The organism is Promicromonospora sp. NPDC019610, assembly GCF_044389365.1.
In the GTDB taxonomy this organism is placed as follows: Bacteria; Actinomycetota; Actinomycetes; order Actinomycetales; family Cellulomonadaceae; genus Promicromonospora.
Genome location: NZ_JBIRXX010000001.1, coordinates 931,604 through 948,802, shown reverse-complemented (window position 1 = coordinate 948,802; position 17,199 = coordinate 931,604). Strand labels below are relative to the sequence as shown.

Annotated in this window: 20 protein-coding genes; 7 read left to right on the top strand and 13 right to left on the bottom strand. The window is 72.1% G+C overall.

Going from position 1 to position 17,199, the window contains the following annotated elements; genetic code table 11:
• Positions 1-9: 9 nt before the first annotated feature.
• Positions 10-879 (top strand): 1,4-dihydroxy-2-naphthoate polyprenyltransferase, encoded by an 870-nt coding sequence (locus ACH45N_RS04135; protein ID WP_397391428.1) that lies wholly within the window; start codon positions 10-12, stop codon positions 877-879.
• A 12-nt stretch (positions 880-891) separates the two neighbouring features.
• On the opposite strand, the gene ACH45N_RS04130 is transcribed toward ACH45N_RS04135, so the two are convergent.
• Positions 892-1,173, bottom strand: a complete 282-nt coding sequence (locus ACH45N_RS04130; protein ID WP_397391426.1) for a DUF4229 domain-containing protein — start codon at positions 1,171-1,173, stop codon at positions 892-894.
• Positions 1,174-1,294: 121 nt separating this feature from the next.
• Here ACH45N_RS04130 and ACH45N_RS04125 point away from each other — a divergent pair, with 121 nt between their 5' ends.
• Positions 1,295-1,681: a PLDc N-terminal domain-containing protein gene (locus ACH45N_RS04125; RefSeq protein ID WP_377233881.1), complete on the top strand. Its 387-nt coding sequence runs from the start codon at positions 1,295-1,297 to the stop codon at positions 1,679-1,681.
• 82 nt (positions 1,682-1,763) lie between these two features.
• Here ACH45N_RS04125 and ccsB read toward each other — a convergent pair whose 3' ends face one another.
• From ccsB to ACH45N_RS04100, 5 genes are read right to left on the bottom strand one after another with little or no spacing between them, the layout of a single operon-like run.
• Positions 1,764-2,753: a c-type cytochrome biogenesis protein CcsB gene (gene ccsB, locus ACH45N_RS04120; protein WP_397391423.1), complete on the bottom strand. Its 990-nt coding sequence runs from the start codon at positions 2,751-2,753 to the stop codon at positions 1,764-1,766.
• A gap of 2 nt (positions 2,754-2,755) precedes the next feature.
• Positions 2,756-4,555, bottom strand: coding sequence for a cytochrome c biogenesis protein ResB (locus ACH45N_RS04115; protein ID WP_397391421.1), 1,800 nt, complete (start codon positions 4,553-4,555; stop codon positions 2,756-2,758).
• A complete protein-coding gene (locus tag ACH45N_RS04110; protein WP_397391419.1) occupies positions 4,555-5,361 on the bottom strand; it encodes a cytochrome c biogenesis CcdA family protein in 807 nt (268 codons plus the stop codon). The genes ACH45N_RS04115 and ACH45N_RS04110 overlap by 1 nt, the downstream gene beginning before the upstream one ends.
• Positions 5,361-5,957 (bottom strand): TlpA family protein disulfide reductase, encoded by a 597-nt coding sequence (locus ACH45N_RS04105; protein ID WP_397391417.1) that lies wholly within the window; start codon positions 5,955-5,957, stop codon positions 5,361-5,363. Before ACH45N_RS04105 ends, ACH45N_RS04110 begins: the two co-directional genes overlap by 1 nt.
• Positions 5,957-6,604: a histidine phosphatase family protein gene (locus tag ACH45N_RS04100; RefSeq protein WP_397391415.1), complete on the bottom strand. Its 648-nt coding sequence runs from the start codon at positions 6,602-6,604 to the stop codon at positions 5,957-5,959. Before ACH45N_RS04100 ends, ACH45N_RS04105 begins: the two co-directional genes overlap by 1 nt.
• A gap of 147 nt (positions 6,605-6,751) precedes the next feature.
• Between ACH45N_RS04100 and aqpZ the strand changes: the two genes are divergently transcribed.
• Positions 6,752-7,501 carry an aquaporin Z gene (aqpZ, locus tag ACH45N_RS04095; RefSeq protein WP_397391413.1) on the top strand — a complete coding sequence of 250 codons (750 nt, stop codon included), beginning with the start codon at positions 6,752-6,754 and terminating at the stop codon, positions 7,499-7,501.
• Positions 7,502-7,608: 107 nt separating this feature from the next.
• Here aqpZ and ACH45N_RS04090 read toward each other — a convergent pair whose 3' ends face one another.
• Positions 7,609-8,121, bottom strand: a complete 513-nt coding sequence (locus ACH45N_RS04090; RefSeq protein ID WP_397391411.1) for a MarR family winged helix-turn-helix transcriptional regulator — start codon at positions 8,119-8,121, stop codon at positions 7,609-7,611.
• Positions 8,122-8,340: 219 nt separating this feature from the next.
• Between ACH45N_RS04090 and ACH45N_RS04085 the strand changes: the two genes are divergently transcribed.
• Entirely contained in the window at positions 8,341-8,892 is a 552-nt protein-coding gene (locus ACH45N_RS04085; RefSeq protein ID WP_377233887.1) for a YceI family protein, read from the top strand.
• Positions 8,893-8,981: 89 nt separating this feature from the next.
• Here ACH45N_RS04085 and ACH45N_RS04080 read toward each other — a convergent pair whose 3' ends face one another.
• Genes ACH45N_RS04080 through ACH45N_RS04070 form a run of 3 tightly spaced genes read right to left on the bottom strand, consistent with a single transcriptional unit; the run spans position 8,982 to position 10,624 of the window.
• Positions 8,982-9,629 (bottom strand): redox-sensing transcriptional repressor Rex, encoded by a 648-nt coding sequence (locus tag ACH45N_RS04080; protein ID WP_397391409.1) that lies wholly within the window; start codon positions 9,627-9,629, stop codon positions 8,982-8,984.
• A gap of 60 nt (positions 9,630-9,689) precedes the next feature.
• Entirely contained in the window at positions 9,690-9,938 is a 249-nt protein-coding gene (locus ACH45N_RS04075) for a glutaredoxin family protein (protein ID WP_397391407.1), read from the bottom strand.
• Between the two features lie 14 nt (positions 9,939-9,952).
• The gene (locus ACH45N_RS04070) at positions 9,953-10,624 is read right to left on the bottom strand and encodes a Pr6Pr family membrane protein (RefSeq protein WP_397391405.1); all 672 of its coding nucleotides are present in this window, start codon (positions 10,622-10,624) and stop codon (positions 9,953-9,955) included.
• A gap of 78 nt (positions 10,625-10,702) precedes the next feature.
• Between ACH45N_RS04070 and ACH45N_RS04065 the strand changes: the two genes are divergently transcribed.
• A complete protein-coding gene (locus tag ACH45N_RS04065) occupies positions 10,703-11,497 on the top strand; it encodes an HAD family hydrolase (RefSeq protein WP_397391403.1) in 795 nt (264 codons plus the stop codon).
• Positions 11,498-11,664: 167 nt separating this feature from the next.
• On the opposite strand, the gene ACH45N_RS04060 is transcribed toward ACH45N_RS04065, so the two are convergent.
• The 3 genes from ACH45N_RS04060 to ACH45N_RS04050 form a co-directional block, all read right to left on the bottom strand.
• Positions 11,665-11,763, bottom strand: coding sequence for a 30S ribosomal protein bS22 (locus ACH45N_RS04060; protein WP_003792170.1), 99 nt, complete (start codon positions 11,761-11,763; stop codon positions 11,665-11,667).
• A gap of 234 nt (positions 11,764-11,997) precedes the next feature.
• Positions 11,998-12,666, bottom strand: coding sequence for a TrkA family potassium uptake protein (locus ACH45N_RS04055; RefSeq protein ID WP_020016003.1), 669 nt, complete (start codon positions 12,664-12,666; stop codon positions 11,998-12,000).
• Positions 12,667-12,860: 194 nt separating this feature from the next.
• Positions 12,861-14,261: a TrkH family potassium uptake protein gene (locus ACH45N_RS04050; RefSeq protein ID WP_397391401.1), complete on the bottom strand. Its 1,401-nt coding sequence runs from the start codon at positions 14,259-14,261 to the stop codon at positions 12,861-12,863.
• A 151-nt stretch (positions 14,262-14,412) separates the two neighbouring features.
• Here ACH45N_RS04050 and ACH45N_RS04045 point away from each other — a divergent pair, with 151 nt between their 5' ends.
• Positions 14,413-15,588, top strand: coding sequence for an acetoin utilization protein AcuC (locus ACH45N_RS04045; protein WP_397391399.1), 1,176 nt, complete (start codon positions 14,413-14,415; stop codon positions 15,586-15,588).
• Between the two features lie 238 nt (positions 15,589-15,826).
• On the top strand, positions 15,827-17,161 hold the full coding sequence (locus tag ACH45N_RS04040) for a phytase (RefSeq protein ID WP_397391397.1): 1,335 nt from the start codon (positions 15,827-15,829) through the stop codon (positions 17,159-17,161).
• The last annotated feature ends 38 nt before the right edge of the window (positions 17,162-17,199 follow it).

The following is a 17,199-nucleotide window of genomic DNA, read 5'->3' as shown; positions in this document are numbered from 1 at the left end:
GACACGCTGATGGCCACTGCCGCCGAGTGGATCTCCGGGGCACGGCCCCGCACGCTGCCGGCGGCGGCCGCCCCCGTGATGGTGGGTACCGGCGCGGCCGCCCAGGTCGGCTCCTCCGCCTGGCTGCCCGCGCTGCTCGCGCTGGGCGTCGCCCTCGCGCTGCAGGTGGGCGTCAACTTCGCCAACGACTACTCCGACGGCGTGCGGGGCACCGACCTCGACCGCGTGGGCCCCATGCGGCTCACGGCGTCCGGGGCGGCCCCGCCCCGCGCGGTGAAGGGCGCGGCCTTCGCGGCGTTCGGCGTCGCGGGGGTGCTGGGGCTGATCCTGTGCGCGGTGTCGGGGCACTGGTGGCTGCTCGCGGTGGGCGCGGTGAGCGTCGTCGCCGCCTGGTACTACACCGGTGGCCGGACGCCGTACGGGTACCGGGGCCTGGGCGAGATCGCCGTCTTCGTGTTCTTCGGCCTGGTCGCGGTGCTCGGCACCACGTACACGCAGGCCGACCGCATCACCTGGCCCGCGGTGCTCGGCGCCGTGGGCGTGGGCCTCATCGCGTGCGCGCTGCTCATGGTGAACAACCTGCGCGACATCCCCACCGACGTCCTCGCCGGCAAGCGCACCCTCGCGGTGCGGCTCGGCGACTACCGGGCGCGGCGCGCATACATCGCGATGATCTGGGTCCCGGTGCTGCTCGGCGCGCTGTGCGTGTTCTGGGCGCCGTGGTCGCTCGTGGTGCTGCTCCTGCTCGGCCCGGCGGCGCTGCTGTCCATCCCGATCCTCGCCGGGGCGCGCGGCAAGCTGCTCGTCCCGGTCCTCGCGGGCACGGGGCTGTACGAGCTGGGCTACGGGCTGCTGCTCTGGTTCGGCCTGTCGATCTGAAGCTCCCGCGCGTCAGTCGGCGCGCAGCTTCTCGTCGACCTCGGCGTCCTCGTGGGCGGCGTCGGCGTCGATCTTCGGGGCCGCGGCCCGCGCGGCGGCTCGCCGCTCGGCCCGGCCCGCCATCCACTGCGTCGCGGCGTCACGGGGCTTGCCCAGGGTCAGGTACGACACCGCGAGGGCGACGAGCACGGCGACGACCGGGAGCAGCCAGCCCCGCAGTCCGACGAGGTAGAGCACGCCGAGTGCCGCGGCGACGAGCGCGACACGGAGCAGGGAGTAGATCACGAGGGGCACCCACCCATGGTAGGCCGGGGCGCGCGCCACGTTCGCCCGACGACGGCCCGGCGGGCGACAACGGGGCGAACGTCACGTCGAGGGCTGCCCTGCCCGCGCCAACCCACCGTAGGCTGGGGGTATGCCTCGCGTACTCCTGATCTTGGTGGTCGTCGGACTCATGGCGTATGCCCTGACCGATGTCTGGGGCGCGGACGAGGACGAACGCGCAGGTCTGCCCCGCTGGCTCTGGGTGCTCCTGATCGTCCTCCTGCCCCTGCTCGGTGCGATCTCGTGGATCGTGGTGCGGGTCAGCCGCCGGTCCGGTGCCGGCCCCGCCTCGGGCCCCGGCTCCGGCGGTACCCGCCCGACCACGCCCCCTCGGCCCGGCCCGCGCCGCCCCTCCGGCCCCGTGGCCCCGGACGACGACCCGGAGTTCCTCTGGCTGCTGGAGCAGGAGAAGCGCAAGCGTGAGCGCGAGGCCCGCGGCCGCCAGGAGGCCAAGGACGACGACGCCGAGAGCAGCTGAACCTCGGGAACGAGCTTCGAGAAAGACCGAGGGCACCGGATCCGCGCGGATCCGGTGCCCTCGGTCTTTTCGTTCTCAGGGCTCACAGCCCCGAGTACGAGTGCTTCCCGTTGAAGATCAGGTTCACGCCGGTGAAGTTGAACAGCACGCACGCGTAGCCGGCCACGACGAACCAGGCCGCACGGGACCCGGACCAGCCGCGCGTGGTGCGCGCGTGCAGGTAGGCCGCGTAGACCACCCAGACGATGAAGCTCCAGACCTCCTTGGGGTCCCAGCCCCAGTAGCGGCCCCAGGCGTCCTCGGCCCAGATGGCGCCGCCGATGACCGTGAAGGTCCACAGCACGAACGCCACCGAGTTCAGGCGGAACGAGAGCGACTCGAGGGCGGCGGGCGCCGCGGTGTGGTCGAGCCAGCCCCAGTGCCGGCTGCCGAGCACCGGCGAGCCGTTGTCCCGGGCGTCCCGCAGGAGCTGCAGCACCGACGCCACGAAGGCCACGGTGAAGATGCCGGTGGCGCAGATGGCGACGCCGACGTGGATCACGAGCCAGTACCTCTGCAGCGCGGGCTGGACGCCCATCGCCTCCACGAAGAACTTCTCCTGGGCCAGCACGAGGAACAGCACACCGAGCCCGCTCACGAACGCGCCCAGGTACCGCGCGTCACGCCGGGTGTTCACCCCGGCGAACACCGCGACGGCCACGAACGTGCCGACCAGCGTGAACTCGTACATGTTGGCCCACGGCGTGCGCCCCGCCGCGATGCCGCGCAGGACGATCGCGACCAGCAGCAGCGCCGCGGCCAGCCAGGTCACGGACATCCCGATCCCGGCGAACTTGCGGTTCACCGGCCCGGCCGCCGCGGCGGGGGCCGCGGACCTCGTGTCGATCAGGCCGGGCACGTCGTCCCCGGCCCCCGCGCCGACGCTCACCTTCTCGCGGCCCCGCGCCGCGTCCCGCGCGTCGACCTTCGCGCCCGACAGGCGCGAGAGGTCCACCGAGAACGCGATGAGCCCGATCGCGAGCGCCGTCGCGGCGCCCCAGACGAGCAGCACGCTCAGGTTTGCCAGCTCCATGTTCAGTCCTTTTCCGATCCGGTCTCGATGCGCGGTTCCTGAGCTTGTCCGGTGGCCGCCGGTCCGGGTTCCGCTCCCGGCACCGCCCCCACGGCGCGGTCGACCTCGGCCTGGAGGCCGGCGTCGTCGCCCCGCGCGAGCCCCGCGACCTCGACCACCGTAACGCCGTCCGCGTCGTACGCCCGCACCCAGACGCGACGCCGCGGTGTGAAGAGCGAGACGGTGAGCCCCGCGAGCGCGAGCAGCGCGAAGACGAGCACGAACGCCAGCGACGGGTCGTGCCGCAGGTCGAGCGCCACGTACCGCGGGAGGTCCTCGCCGAGGGTCAGGGTGCCGAGCCCGTCCGGTAGGTCCACGGTCTCGCCGGGCCGTGCCAGCACCTTGACGCGCTCGCCGGAGTCCTCCAGGGCCGGGGTGAGCGACGCCGTGTCGAGCTCGTACACGTTCTGCGGCGAGCCGTCGTCGAGCCCCAAGTCACCCGTGTACACCTCGAGCACGAGCAGCGGGTCCACGGGCTGCGGGAACGCCGAGCGGGCCGACCCGTCCTCGTTCACCTCCGCCGTCGGCAGGAAGTAGCCGACGAGCCCGATCTGGTCCAGCCCGGGCGACACGTCCGGCACCTTCACCACGCCGCGGGAGGTGTACATCGTGTCCTCGGGGATGAACGTGACCCGGCCGGAGAAGGCGACCTCGCCCTTGGCGTCGTGCACGGTGATCTCGGGGGCGAAGCCGTTGCCCTGGAGGTAGATCTTGGCGCCGTCGACGACGACCGGGTGGTTCACCTTGATCTGCTCGGGCCGCTCCTCGCCGGACGGCTCGGTCACCGTCACGTGCGCGGTGAAGTCGCGCGCCTGGGCGAAGGCCACCGTGTCGCTCGCGAACTCCGACTCGAACTTGTCGAGCGTCATCGAGAACGGCACCAGCGAGCCGGGGCGGAACCAGCCGCCCTTCTCGAAGGTGTCGTAGTCCACGACGGCGTTGGCGAAGCCCCGGCCCTCGGTGACGATGGCCTGGCCGCGGTAGTGCAGCATCTGGCCGGTCGCGACGGAGACCAGCAGGCCGACGAGGGCCAGGTGGAAGACGAGGTTGCCGGTCTCGCGGAGGTAGCCGCGCTCGGCGCTCACGGTGGCCGCCGCGGGACGTCGTCCGCGGGCGGCCTCCTCGCCCCGGTCCACCCGGAAGGTCGGCAGCCAGGAGAGCCTGCCGCGCAGGCGGGCGGCGACGGCGTCGGCCGCCTCCTCGGGCGAGACGCCGGTGGTCACCGTGGCCTTGGCCGGGAACCGGTTGAACCGGGACGGCACGCGTGGCGGGCGGCCGCGCAGGGCGCGGTAGTGCGCCGCCGAGCGCGGGAGGATGCAGCCCACGAGCGAGACGAAGAGCAGGATGTAGATGGCGGAGAACCAGACCGACGTGTAGACGTCGAAGAAGCCGGCCTTGTCGAGCCAGTCCCCGGCGGTCGGGTGGTCGGCGAGGTACTCGAGCACCCCGGCGGCGTCCTGGTTGCGCTGCGGGAGCACCGACCCGGGCACGGCGGCGACGGCGAGCAGCATCAGCAGCATGAGCGCCACGCGCATCGAGGTGAGCTGGCGCCACATCCAGCGCAGCGTGCCCACCAGGCCCAGCGTTGGCACGGTAGGCCGCTCCGGCTTCTGCCCCTTCGGGTCGGACGCCGGGGTGTCGTGCGCCTCGCCCGGCTCGCCCTGCGTGAACGCGTCCGCGATGCCCTCGGGCACGTAGGTGCCGTCGCTGCGGTCCCGGGTGGTGTCCCGGGCGCCGTCCCTGCTGCTGGTTCGACCGGCCATCAGATCACCGTCTCGAATCCACCGATCCAGAGCTGCATGGCCCCGGTGATCTGCGTCCACAGCCCGGTGACCAGCAGCAGCCCGACCAGCACCAGCAGCCCGCCGCCGATCCGCAGCGCCGCGAGACGGTGCTTGCGCAGGAAGTCCAGCATGCGCTCCGAGCTCTGCAGCCCGAGGGCCACGAGCAGGAACGGCACACCCAGCCCGATGCAGTACGCGACGCCGAGCAGGGCGCCGCGACCGGCCGAGGCCTCGTCGATCGCGAGCGCCTGCACGGCGCCGAGGGTCGGGCCGATGCAGGGCGTCCAGCCGAGCCCGAAGACGACGCCGAGCAGCGGCGCGCCCCACAGACCGGCGCGCGGCGTCAGGTGGAACCGGGCCTCGCGCTGCAGGAACGGGACGGCTCCGAGGAACCCGAGGCCGAGCAGGATCACCACGGCGCCGAGCACGCGGATGATCACGTCCTCCCAGCGCACCAGGTAGGCGCCCAGGCTGCCGAACGCGGCCCCGAACGAGACGAACACGACGGTGAAGCCGAGCACGAACAGCGCGACGCCGCCGACCACGCGGCCGCGCGCCGGCTTGGTGCGCGTCGTCACGATCCCGGGGGTCGTGCCGGCCGACGCGGCGGCCATGCTGCTCACGTACCCGACGTAGCCGGGCACGAGCGGCAGCACGCACGGCGAGGCGAACGAGACGAGGCCTGCGAGCAGCGCCACGGGCACCGCCAGGAGCAGGGACCCGCTGAAGGCCGTGCTCGCGAAGCCGCCGCCGACGGCGGTGGCGAGGGCGCCGGTCGAGAGCATCAGGCGGCCTCCGCCACGACCTCGTCGATGAGGGCCTCCAGCGTGGAGCCCTCCACCTGCCCGATGACGCGCGCGGCCACGTTGCCCTCCTGGTCCAGCACCACGGTGGACGGCACGGCCTGCAGCGGCACGACGCCGGACAGGCCCGCGATCACCTTGCCGGTGCGGTCCTCGATGCTCGGGTAGGGCACCTCGAACGTGCGCTGGAACGCCTGGGCGGCGCCGGCGTCGTCCTCCGTGTTGATGCCGAGGAACTGCACGCCGTCCTTCGACCCCGCGAGGTCGACGAGCTCGGGGGCCTCGGCGCGGCACGGCGCGCACGAGGCGTACCAGGTGTTCACGACCACCACGTCGCCGGCCCACCCGGAGGTGTCGACGTCGTTGCCCTCGAAGTCGGTGCCCGTGATGGTCACGGGCCCCTTGCGTTCCCCGACGTCGTACGTCTGGACCGAACCGTCACCGGAGACGTACCCCTGCCCGACGACGTCGCCGGCGCCCGAGTCCTCCGGGCTGCATGCGGCGAGCGACACGACGAGGCCGAGCACGATGCCGACGACCACTACCCACTGGACCGCCTTGACGGTCTTGCCCCGCATCACGCGCCGGCGACCTTGCTCGCGCCGTCGTAGAGCTCCGCGGCGGGCTCCGTGTAGTGCAGACCGACGAACCGGTCGTCCTCGAAGTGCAGGGACGTCAGGGACGCGAGGTTGCACTGCCGGTTTCGCGGGTCGTGCCAGAGGGTCCCGCCCTCGAGCGCCCGGCGCGTGAGCCAGATGGGGAGCTGATGGCTGACCAGCACGATCTCGTGGCCCTCCGCGGCGCGGCGCGCGTCCTCGACGGCGGCGCGCATGCGCTCGACCTGGGCCGTGTAGGGCTCGCCCCACGACGGCCGGAACGGGTTCCACAGGTGCGGCCAGTTGCGCGGGTTCTTCAGCGCCCCGCCGCCGGGACCGGAGACGACCAGGCCCTCGAACCGGTTGTCGGCCTCGATGATGCGGTCGTCGGTGGCGAGCTCGACGCCGAAGCCCTGCGCCACGGGGGCGGCCGTCTCCTGCGCGCGCTGCAGGGGGGAGGCCACCACGCGGGTCACGTCCCGGCCGGTGCTCGTCAGGTGGTCGGCGACGATCTTGGCCATCGCCTGGCCACGGTCGGACAGCCGGTAGCCGGGCAGGCGCCCGTACAGCAGGCCGTCGGGGTTGTACACCTCGCCGTGACGCAGCAGGTGAACCGTCGTGGAAACCATGACCCACAGTCTCCCATCCGACCCTGGGTGCCCGTGACCTCCAGCGAGTGTGGATTACGTCATCTCGCGCCGATCCGCCAGGGCCGACCTACATTCAGCGGAAAGGTTTCGCCATGAAACCGTCCGATGCAAGCAAGGGGGCTCCACATGAGTGAGACAGCATCGCCTGCCATGTACGCACGCCTGGCTGCCGAGGCGCTGGGCACGTTCGTGCTGGTGCTGGGTGGCTGCGGCACCGCGGTCTTCGCAGCCAACTTCCCTGACGCCGAGACCAACACGGTGGGCGTGGGCTTCCTCGGGGTCGCCCTGGCCTTCGGCCTCACCGTCGTGGTCGGCGCGTTCGCGCTCGGCCCGATCTCGGGCGGCCACTTCAACCCGGCCGTCACGCTGGGCCTGGCGGCCTCGGGCCGGTTCTCCTGGAACGACGTCGGCGGCTATGTCGTGGCGCAGATCATCGGCGGCGTGCTCGGCTCCAGCGTGCTGGCGCTGATCGCCCTCGGCGGGCCGGACGGCTACTTCGACGCGGCACGCGAGTCGGGCTTCGCGGCCAACGGCTTCGGCGAGCACTCCCCGGACGGTTTCGGGCTCGGTTCCGCGATCCTGACCGAGACGGTCCTCACCGCGGTCTTCCTGTTCGTCATCCTCGGCACGACGGCGCGGATCGCCTCCCCCGGGTTCGCCCCGCTGGCGATCGGCCTGACCCTCACGCTGATCCACCTGGTCTCGATCCCGATCACGAACACGTCGGTGAACCCCGCCCGCTCCATCGCCACCGCGATCTACGCCGGCGGCTGGGCCTGGGGGCAGCTCTGGGTGTTCCTGCTGTTCCCGATCCTCGGCGCCCTGGTGGCGGGGTACGCCTACCGCCCCATGTTCAGCCGCGTGCTGACCGAGTAGGCCCGATCATCCCCACCTTCCCCGTGTCAGACGCACAGGTCACCCGGGGGACCTGTGCGTCTGACCCGTGCCCGCTGCCGCGGTCGGTCGCGTACCGCGGGACGCGTTCAGTCGCACAGGGCCGTGAGGCCTTCCTCCGTGCCGCCCGACATCTTCGAGGACTCCGCGACCTTGGCCATGATGCGCCCGAGCATCGCGAACTCCTCGGGGTCCAGCGCTTCCACCATGATCCGGCGTACCGCCGCGACGTGGCCGGGCGCCGACACCTCCAGCGCCGCGTAGCCGGCGTCGGTCATGGTGCAGTTCACGCCGCGCCGGTCGCCCTCCGCCGCCCGGCGCTCCACGAGCCCGCGCGCCTCCATGCGCGCGACCGTGTGCGTGAGACGGCTGCGCGACAGCACCAGGCCGTCCGCGAGCGTCGACATGCGCATGGTGCGCTCCGGAGCCTCCGAGAGCTGCACCAGCAGGCTGTACTCCCCGAGCGAGAGGTCGAGGGTCCGGTCGTGCACCGCGCTGAGCGCCTCCACGAACCGCGCGGTCCCCTCGAGATAGTGCCGCCAGGAGCCCTGCTGCTCCTCGGTCAGCCAGAGATCGGAACCCTGGATCGTCTCCGCTGCCACTTCGCCCACCGCCTTCGTGCTCGCCGAGCTGCCAGGAGGGCCGGCCCGGGTGTCGCCGTCACGCCGAGAGCCATGATGGCCCGCCGCGCGAATGTGATCTGCGACGTGCCGGGCGCCCTCTAGGAATACGTTACGGGACCCGTTATGTTGGAACGCAGCAGATCTAGTTGATCCCTCAACTATCTACCTCAACCGTCACACCCACAAGGAGTCCCCCTGATGGCCACCCCGCTCCCCGCAGGTCTCACCACCGGCGTCTACGAGATCGACCCCTCCCACACCGCTGCCTCCTTCTCCGTCCGCCACGCCGGGATCGCGAAGGTGCGCGGCAGCATCGCCGTCACCTCGGGCACCATCACGGTGGGCGAGGACCTGGAGTCGTCGAGCGTCACCGCCGAGCTGGACGCGGCCTCCGTGAGCACCGGCGACGCCGGTCGTGACGGCCACCTGAAGAGCGCCGACTTCTGGCACGCCGACGAGAAGCCGACCTGGACGTTCTCCTCGACCGACATCAAGGCCGACGGCGACGACTACATCATCTCGGGCGACCTCACCATCAACGGCATCACCAAGGGTGTCGAGCTCGAGACCGAGTTCACCGGCACCGCCAAGGACCCGTTCGGCAACGACCGCGCCGGCTTCGAGGCGAACCTCGAGGTCAACCGCAAGGACTTCGGCCTCACGTGGAACGCCACGCTGGAGACCGGCGGCTTCCTGGTGGGCGACAAGGTCAAGATCACGCTGGACGTCAGCGCGATCGCCAAGGGCTGAGCCCCACCCCACCCCCGCTGAGTGCGGGGTATTTGTTGGATCAAGCTGCTTGATCCAACAAATACCCCGCACTCAGCGTTTTTTGTGGGTCAGAGGGCCGCGGCGCGGGCGGCCGCGTGGAACGCCAGGATCTGCAGCTCGCCGCCGACGTCGACCGAACGCACCACCACGTCGTCCGGCACCTGGAGCGCCACCGGCGCGAAGTTCAGGATCTCCCGGACGCCCGAGCCGACCACGGCGTCGGCCACGTCCTGGGCGCCGTGGCCAGGCAGCGCCAGGACGACCATGGACACCCGCTCGCGCTCGATGACCTCGGCCACCCCGCGCACGTGCTCGACGGTCACGCCCGCCACGCGCGTGCCCACGACGTCGGGCGACGCGTCGAGCAGCGCCACGACCTGGAAGCCGCGCGTCGCGTACCCGGAGTAGTTCGCCAGGGCGTGCCCCAGGTTGCCGATGCCGACGATCGCCAGCCGGTGCTCCGTCTCGAGCCCCAGGGCGACCGTGATGTACGAGGCGAGCGACTCGACGTCGTACCCGACGCCGCGCGTGCCGAACGAACCCAGGTACGAGAGGTCCTTGCGCAGCTGCGCCGAGCTCACGCCCGACCGTTCGGCGAGCTCCGTCGAGGAGGTGAGGTCCACCCCCTCGGCCGCGAGGTCACGCAGGGCGCGCAGGTAGTACGGCAGCCTCCCTACGGTTGCTGCCGGGACTGTCCCGTCACTGAGTTCGACCACGTGCTGCTCCCCTCCCCGCGACCACTGTGTCGCGGGCGTACGCACACACTGCCTGGACGATCATGCCAGGAGGCGTGCCAGGCGCGCACCGTCCACGCGCCAGAAACCTTGCTGGACACCGTCCACCTCGAGCACGGGGACGTACTCCCCGTACTTGTCGCGCAGCTCGGGCGCGCTGTCGATGTCGACCTCGCGCCACGCGGTCCCCGAGCTCTCGCACACCTTCTCGACGACGGCGCGTGCGTCCTCGCACAGATGGCACGCCTCGCGTGTGTAGAGAACGACCCGGGTCTCGGCGGCAGTGGTCACGCCCCGAGGTTACGTCACGTGCGGGCCAGCGAACGGTCGGTGTCCGGCAGCCGCCCGTCCGCCCAGCGCACGCCCCAGGCCAGCACGAGGAAGACCACGGCGACGCCGGCCGCGTTGGTCAGCGCGCCCGCGTGACCCAGGTCGCCTGCGTCCAGGAACGGGTACGGGTACCAGCCCGTGACCGCGCCGCGCACGAACGTGTAGACCAGCCAGGCGACGGGGTACGCCACCGACCACCACACCGTGGCCGCCGTGATGCGGGGGCGCGGGCCCACCCACACCCAGACGACCACCGCGAACAGCGGCGCCAGGACGTGCAGCATCGTGTTCGGCACCGGCCCGGCGCCGCCCACCATCTCGAGGCCGCGGAGCACGGTGTTGTAGACGATCCCCGTGACGGCGATGCACAGCAGGCCGTCGAGACGCAGCACGCGGAACACCGGGCCGTCCCTGCGGGGGTCGAGCACGAGCGCCAGCGACGTCCCGCCGACGAGGAGGTTCGACTGGATGGTGAAGTAGCTGAAGAACCGGACCATCCGTTCGGCGTGCGTGGGGGCTAACCCTGGGCCGCTGGTCAGCGCGATGACGAACTCGATAGCGAAGCCGCCGAGGGCGAGCACCGCGACCAGCAGGTGAAGGAACCGCGCGAGCGCGGCCCCCTCGGAGGTCCGGATGTTCTGCGTCACTCCCCGGTTCTACCAGCGCTTCTGCGCCGGTGCCCGGCGAGGACTTGCGTGCTGTGGCACGCCGATAGAGTGACCTCCATGCCGTCGACGCTCCCCTCGTCCGCCACCGCGGCGTTCTTCGACGTCGACAACACGATCATCCGCGGTGCGAGCGCCTTTCACCTGGCCAAGTCGGCGTACCAGCGCAAGTTCTTCGGTACGCGGGACATCCTGAGGTTCGCCCTGATCCAGGCGCGATACCTGCTGTGGGGCGAGAACCGCGAGGAGATCGACCAGGTGCGCGACCGCGCGCTCTCGCTCATCGCGGGGCGCAGCGTCGCGGAGATCGCCACCCTCGGCGAGGAGGTGTGGGACGCCGTCCTCTCGCTGCGGATCTACCCCGGCACGCGCCGGCTGCTGGACGAGCACATCGCGGCCGGCCACCAGGTGTGGCTGGTGACGGCCACGCCCGTGGAGATCGCGCAGCTCATCGCCCGCCGCCTCGGCGCCACGGGCGGGCTCGGCACCGTGGCCGAGCACAAGGACGGGTTCTACACCGGCCGGCTCACCGGCGACCTGATGCACGGCCAGGCCAAGGCGGACGCCATCGTCTCGCTCGCCGACGCCGAGGCCATCGACCTCGACGAGAGCTACGCCTACGGCGACTCGCTCAACGACCTGCCGATGATGCGGTCCGTGGGCCATCCCTGCCCCATCAACCCCGACCTGCGGCTGCGCCGGCACGCGCAAGAGGTCGGCTGGCCCATCCGCGAGTTCCGCGGACGGTCGCAGCGCGCGGCCGGGCGGGGGGTCCGGACGGCGTCGTGGGCCGGGGCGGCCTGGGTGCTCGGCCTGGTGCTGCGGGCGGCCCGACGGCGGCTGCGCGGGCACTAGGCCCGGCTGTCCCGGCGTCGAGTTCGGTCGGTTGCATCGAGATCGGTCCATCGATCGGCCGATCTCGGTGCAAGGGACCGATCTCGACACCCTGGCGGGAGCACAAAAAGAAGGCCCGGCCCCTCAAGGGGCCGGGCCTGCTCGTCACGCGCCCGACGGCGCGCGCGTCACTTCTTGTTGCGGCGCTGGTGGCGCGTCTTGCGAAGCAGCTTGCGGTGCTTCTTCTTGGCCATGCGCTTGCGGCGCTTCTTGATGACGGAGCCCATAGGTCCTCGCAATGTTCGGTCGGTCGGTCGGCGGCAGCCCGACGACGGGCCGCGCGGCGAAATGGTCCACGGTTGGTCCGGGACAGTGACGCCATAGTGACGATGGCCGACCAACACGAAAAGGAGTCCGCTACCTAGGCTACCTGCTCTGCCGCGCGCCCCGTAATCGACGGCGGTGTGAGGTGCGCCGGACCTGCCTCCCCGGCCGGCCGACGGACCCGTCCGCGGCCCCGCTCAGGGCCGGGCCGCGAACCGCTCCAGCAGGTCGGCGTGGCCGGAGCAGACGAGCAGGTCGTTGGCGGAGACCCGGGTCTCCGGCGTCGCGTAGACGAAGTCCACGCCCGGCGACTTCACCCCGATCACGGTGATCCCGTACCGCTTGCGGATGTTCGACTGCGCCAGCGTGAAGCCCTGCGCCTCACGGGGCGGGCGCATCTTCACGATGGTGAAGCCGTCCTCGACCTCGATGTAGTCGAGCAGCTTGCCGCTGACGAGGTGGGCAACGCGCGAACCGGCGTCCGCCTCCGGGAAGACGACATGATGCGCGCCGATCCGGGTCAGGATCCGGCCGTGCTCGGCGGAGATCGCCTTGGCCCAGATCTGGGGCGTGCCCAGGTCCACCAGGTTGCCCGTGATGAGCACCGACGCCTCGAGCGACGAGCCGACGCCGACCACGGCGACGCCGAAGTCCTTCGCGCCGAGCTGCTCCAGCGCGTCCGGGTTGGACGCGTCGGCCTCGACCAGCGGCAGCCGCCCGGACCACTGGGCCACCAGCGTGGGGTCCTGCTCCACGGCGAGCACGTCCTGGCCCAGGCGGTCCAGGGTCGCGCCGATCGCCGACCCGAACCTGCCCAGGCCGATCACGAGCACACCCGCGTCCCGCTCGGGTTTCTTCTCCGGCACGGTAGTCCTCTCCTGTCAGCCGATGTTGTCTGTCGCATGAGGCCTGCGTTCCGTTCCGGGCGCGTGCCTCGTTCCTCGGCCCCACCCTGCACTGCACTCCGGCCTCACCCGATGTTGTCTGTCGCGTGAGGCCTGCGTTCCGTTCCGGGCGCGTTCCTCGTTCCTCGGCCCCCACCCTGCACTGCACTCCGGCCTCACCCGATGATGGGTCGTTCCTCCGGGAAGCGTACGATGCGCCGCCGGTCACGCAGCGCCAGCACCGCCACGACGGTCACCGCCCCCGTGCGCCCCACGAACATCAGGGCGGCGAGCACATACTTGCCGGCGTCGGGGAGGTCGAACGTGATGCCGGTCGAGAGGCCGACGGTCGCGAACGCCGACAGCACCTCGAACAGCACCCTGGACAGGGGGAGGTCGGTGACCTGCAGCAGCGCGACGCACGAGACCAGCACGATGCTCGCGCCCGTGAACACCACCGCGATCGACAGCCGCAGCACGTCGCGCGGGATCCGGCGACCGAACGCCTCGATGTCCCGGTCGCCCCGCGCCTCGGCGATGATCGCCAGCAGCATGACCGCGAGCGTGGTCACCTTGATACCGCCCGCGGTGGACGCCGAGCCACCGCCCACGAACATCAGCGCGTCCTGGATGAGCCAGCTCGACTCGTGCATCGCGCCGATGTCCACGGTGCTGAACCCGCCCGAGCGCGGCATGATGCCGGCGAAGAGGGCGGCGAGCAGCTTGTCGCCGACGCTGAGCGGCCCGAACGTGCGGGGGTTGGTCCACTCCAGGACCAGGAGCAGCAGGGCGCCGACCACGAGCAGCACGCCGCTGGTCACGAGCGTGAGCTTGCTGTGCAGCGACAGCCGCTTGGTCCAGCCGTGCCAGCGGTGCCCCGGCCGGGGCAGGGACCGCTGGACGTTGAGGATGACGGGGAAGCCGAGCGCACCGATGAAGACGCCGAGCGCGATCGGCAGCAGCAGCGTCCAGTCGCCCACGTGCGGCATGAGGCCGTCGGGCGTCGGCACGAACCCCGCGTTGTTGAAGGCGGAGATCCCGTAGAACAGGGAGTGCCAGGCCGCCGTGCCCACGTTGTCCTCGAGGATCAGGAAGCGCGGGAAGAGCAGCAGCGCGATCGACAGCTCGAGCGTGGTCGCGGTGACGATGATGACGCGGACCAGCGAGCCGACGTCGCCGAGCCGGCTCGTCTTGGTCTCCGACGCCGTGAGCAGCTTCTGCGTCAGCCCGATCTTGCGCGACACCATCATGCCGAGCAGCGAGGCGACGGTCATGATGCCGAAGCCGCCCACCTTGATGCCCGCGAGGATGACGACCTGACCGTAGAACGACCAGTAGGTCGCCGTGTCCTGCACCACGAGCCCCGTGACGCAGACGGCGGAGACCGCCGTGAACAGCGCGTCGACGAAGCTGGCGCCCTCGCCGTCGGCGGTCGCGAACGGCACCAGCAGCAGGATCGCGAACAGCCCGATGACACCCGCGAAGACGGTGACGGCCAGGCGCGCCGGAGCACGGAACGCCAGCTCGTCCACCAGCTCCCGGAGGCCGAACAGCCTGTGCCGGAAGATCGGCGGCATCCGACCTGCTCCCTCCGCTGCGTCCTGATGATCGACGCCCTACTCTGCCACGCCGCGAGGCGCATGCCGGGCACAACGCCGGTGCCGAGGCCGTCGGTGCCGTTTCTGGGCCACGGCACCCGCCCCAGTCCGGGTCCGTTACCGTGGGCGGGTGCACCTCGCCCGGCTGGTCTGGAGTCCGCGACTCCTCGAGTACGACTTCGGCCCCGGGCACCCCATGTCGCCCGCCCGCCTCGACCTGACCATGCGGCTCGTCGAGGCACTCGGTCTGCTCGACCGGCCCACGCTCGAGGTGGTGGACGCCGAGCCCGCGACCGACGCCGTCATCGAGTCGGTGCACGACGCCGAGTACGTCGCCGCCGTCCGGCACGCCGGGACCACGCTGGAGCCCGACCTGATGCGCGGCCTGGGCACCGACGACGACCCGCTCTTCGTCGGGATGCACGAGGCCGCCGCCCGCCAGGTCGGCGGGTCCGTCGCGCTCGCCGACGCCCTGTGGCGCGGCGAGGTCGCGCACGGCGTGAACGTCGCGGGCGGCATGCACCACGCGATGCCGGGCGCGGCGTCGGGCTTCTGCGTCTACAACGACGCGGCCGCCGCGATCCGCCGGCTGCTGGACCTCGGCGCCGAACGGGTCGCCTACCTGGACTTCGACGCCCACCACGGCGACGGCGTCGAGGCGATCTTCTGGGACGACCCCCGCGTGCTGACCTTCTCGATCCACGAGGACGGCCGCACCCTGTTCCCCGGCACGGGCGCCTCGGCCGACGTCGGCATGCCCGGCCCGGCCGAGGGCACCGCCGTCAACGTCCCGGTCCCGGCACGCACCTCGGGGCCGGCCTGGCTGCGGGCGATCGACGCCGTCGTGCCCGCGCTGCTCCGGGAGCACCGCCCGGAGGCGATCGTCTCCCAGCACGGCTGCGACGCCCACGGCCGCGACCCGCTCTCCAACCTGAACGTCTCCGTGGACGCGCAGTGCACCGCGCAGCAGTGGGCGCACGCCCTCGCGCACGAGCACGCCGACGGCCGCTGGCTCGCCCTGGGCGGCGGCGGGTACGCGGTGTCCGACGTCGTCCCGCTCGCCTGGACCGCCCTCGTCGCCGAGGCCGCGCACGTACCCGTGGAGCGCGGGAGCGAGCTGCCCGCCGCCTGGCGCGACGCCGTCGAGGCCCTGGACCTGGAGGCCGCCCACACGATGGGCAGGGCCGAGGTGCCGTTCCGGAGCTGGCGCGACGGCTACGACCCGGCCGACCCGGTCGACCGCGCTGTCCAGGCCACCCGCCGCGCCGTCTTCCCCCTGTGGGGCCTGGACCCCTTGCTGGACTGACGGCCCCGGCCGCAGCGGCTCACCTTCGAGGCCCGGCGGCTCCCCTTTGAGGCCCGGATTACTTCGCTTTGGCGCGCGTCAAAGGGGAGAAAGCCGGGCCTCAAAGGGGAGGCCACCGCGGCCGGAGAACGCAGCGGCCGGAGAGCGCAGCGGCCGGAGAACGCAGCGGCGGATCGGCGGCCGAAGCGTTCGCGTGGAGTTCAGGTCGACGACACCTGCGGGCGGAAGGCTCGGGGCCATGCGACGTCGCCTCGCCGCCCTGCCGGCCGCCCTGCTGCTCGTGTCCCTGCTCGCACCGGTCGCGGCACCCGCGTCGGCCGTCGCGGACGGCCCGGCCTCCGGGGCCGGCGGCGTCGGCGGAGTGCACCGGACCATCACCGTCACCACCTCGGTGGAGACTCCCCCGCTGTACGACGACGAGGCCGGCGGCAACGCGTCCGGCGACGACCCCGCGATCTGGGTACACCCGGACGACTCGGAGCGCTCGATCGTGGTCGCGACGGCCAAGGAGGGCGGGCTCCGGGTCTACGACGTGGCCGCGGCCGAGCTGCAGTCGGTCGCGGCCACGCCGGCCCCGCGCGCGGACGGCGTGCCCGGCCGGTTCAACAACGTGGACATCGCCCACGGCCTGGCGGTCGACGGCCGGGCGACGGACGTCGCCGTCGTCTCGGACCGGTACAACGACCAGATCCGGTTCTTCGCGATCGACCCCGCGGGGGCGGCCGCCGCGACGCCGCTCACCGAGGTCACCGCCCCGGAGCTGGAGTTCCTGTTCAGCCCGGACCGGGAGACGGTTGCCGAGGACCAGACCGCGTACGGCCTGGCCGTCTACCAGCCGCGGCGCGGCGGCACGTACGCCGTCGTGACCCAGGAGGGCAGCACCACCATCGCGACGGCGCGGCTGACGACCGGGCCGGACGGCGTGGGTTACACCGACATCGAGCACCTGGAGCTCCCCGGCGAGTTCCGCCTGCCGGACGGCACCACCTGGGTGCCGTGCGAGGAGCCGGGCGTCGAGCCGCAGCTCGAGGGGGTCGCGGTCGACCGGCGCACCGGCACGCTGTATGCCACGCAGGAGGACGTCGGCCTGTGGCGCGTGCCGTTGCCGCTCGGCTCCGGCGCGCCGCGCCTCGTCGACAAGGTCCGCGACTTCGGCGTGCACGACGCCTACGACCCCGAGACCGAGGAGTGCGCCCCGGTGGACCCGGCGGCGCCGTCGTACGGCGGGACGAACCTGACCGCCGACGCCGAGGGCGTCGACATCTGGTACGGCCCAGGCCGCGCGGGCTACGTCATCGTCTCCAGCCAGGGCGACGACACCTACGGCGTCTACGCCCTGACCGGCGGCAACCGCTCGCTCGGCACCTTCCGCGTGGCGGGCGACGGCGTGGACGACGTCGACGGCTCGGACGGCCTCGCGGTGTCCAACGCGCCCGTCGGCGAGTACGAGTCCGGTCTGCTGGTGACGCACGACGAGCCCGAGACCGGCCCCGACGTCGACCCGGACCGGGACGCCACGGGCTTCTCGTACGTGCACTGGGGCGACGTCGAGACGGCCCTGCACCTCCACTGACGACGTGTCAGACGTACAGGTCCCTCCAGGGACCTGTA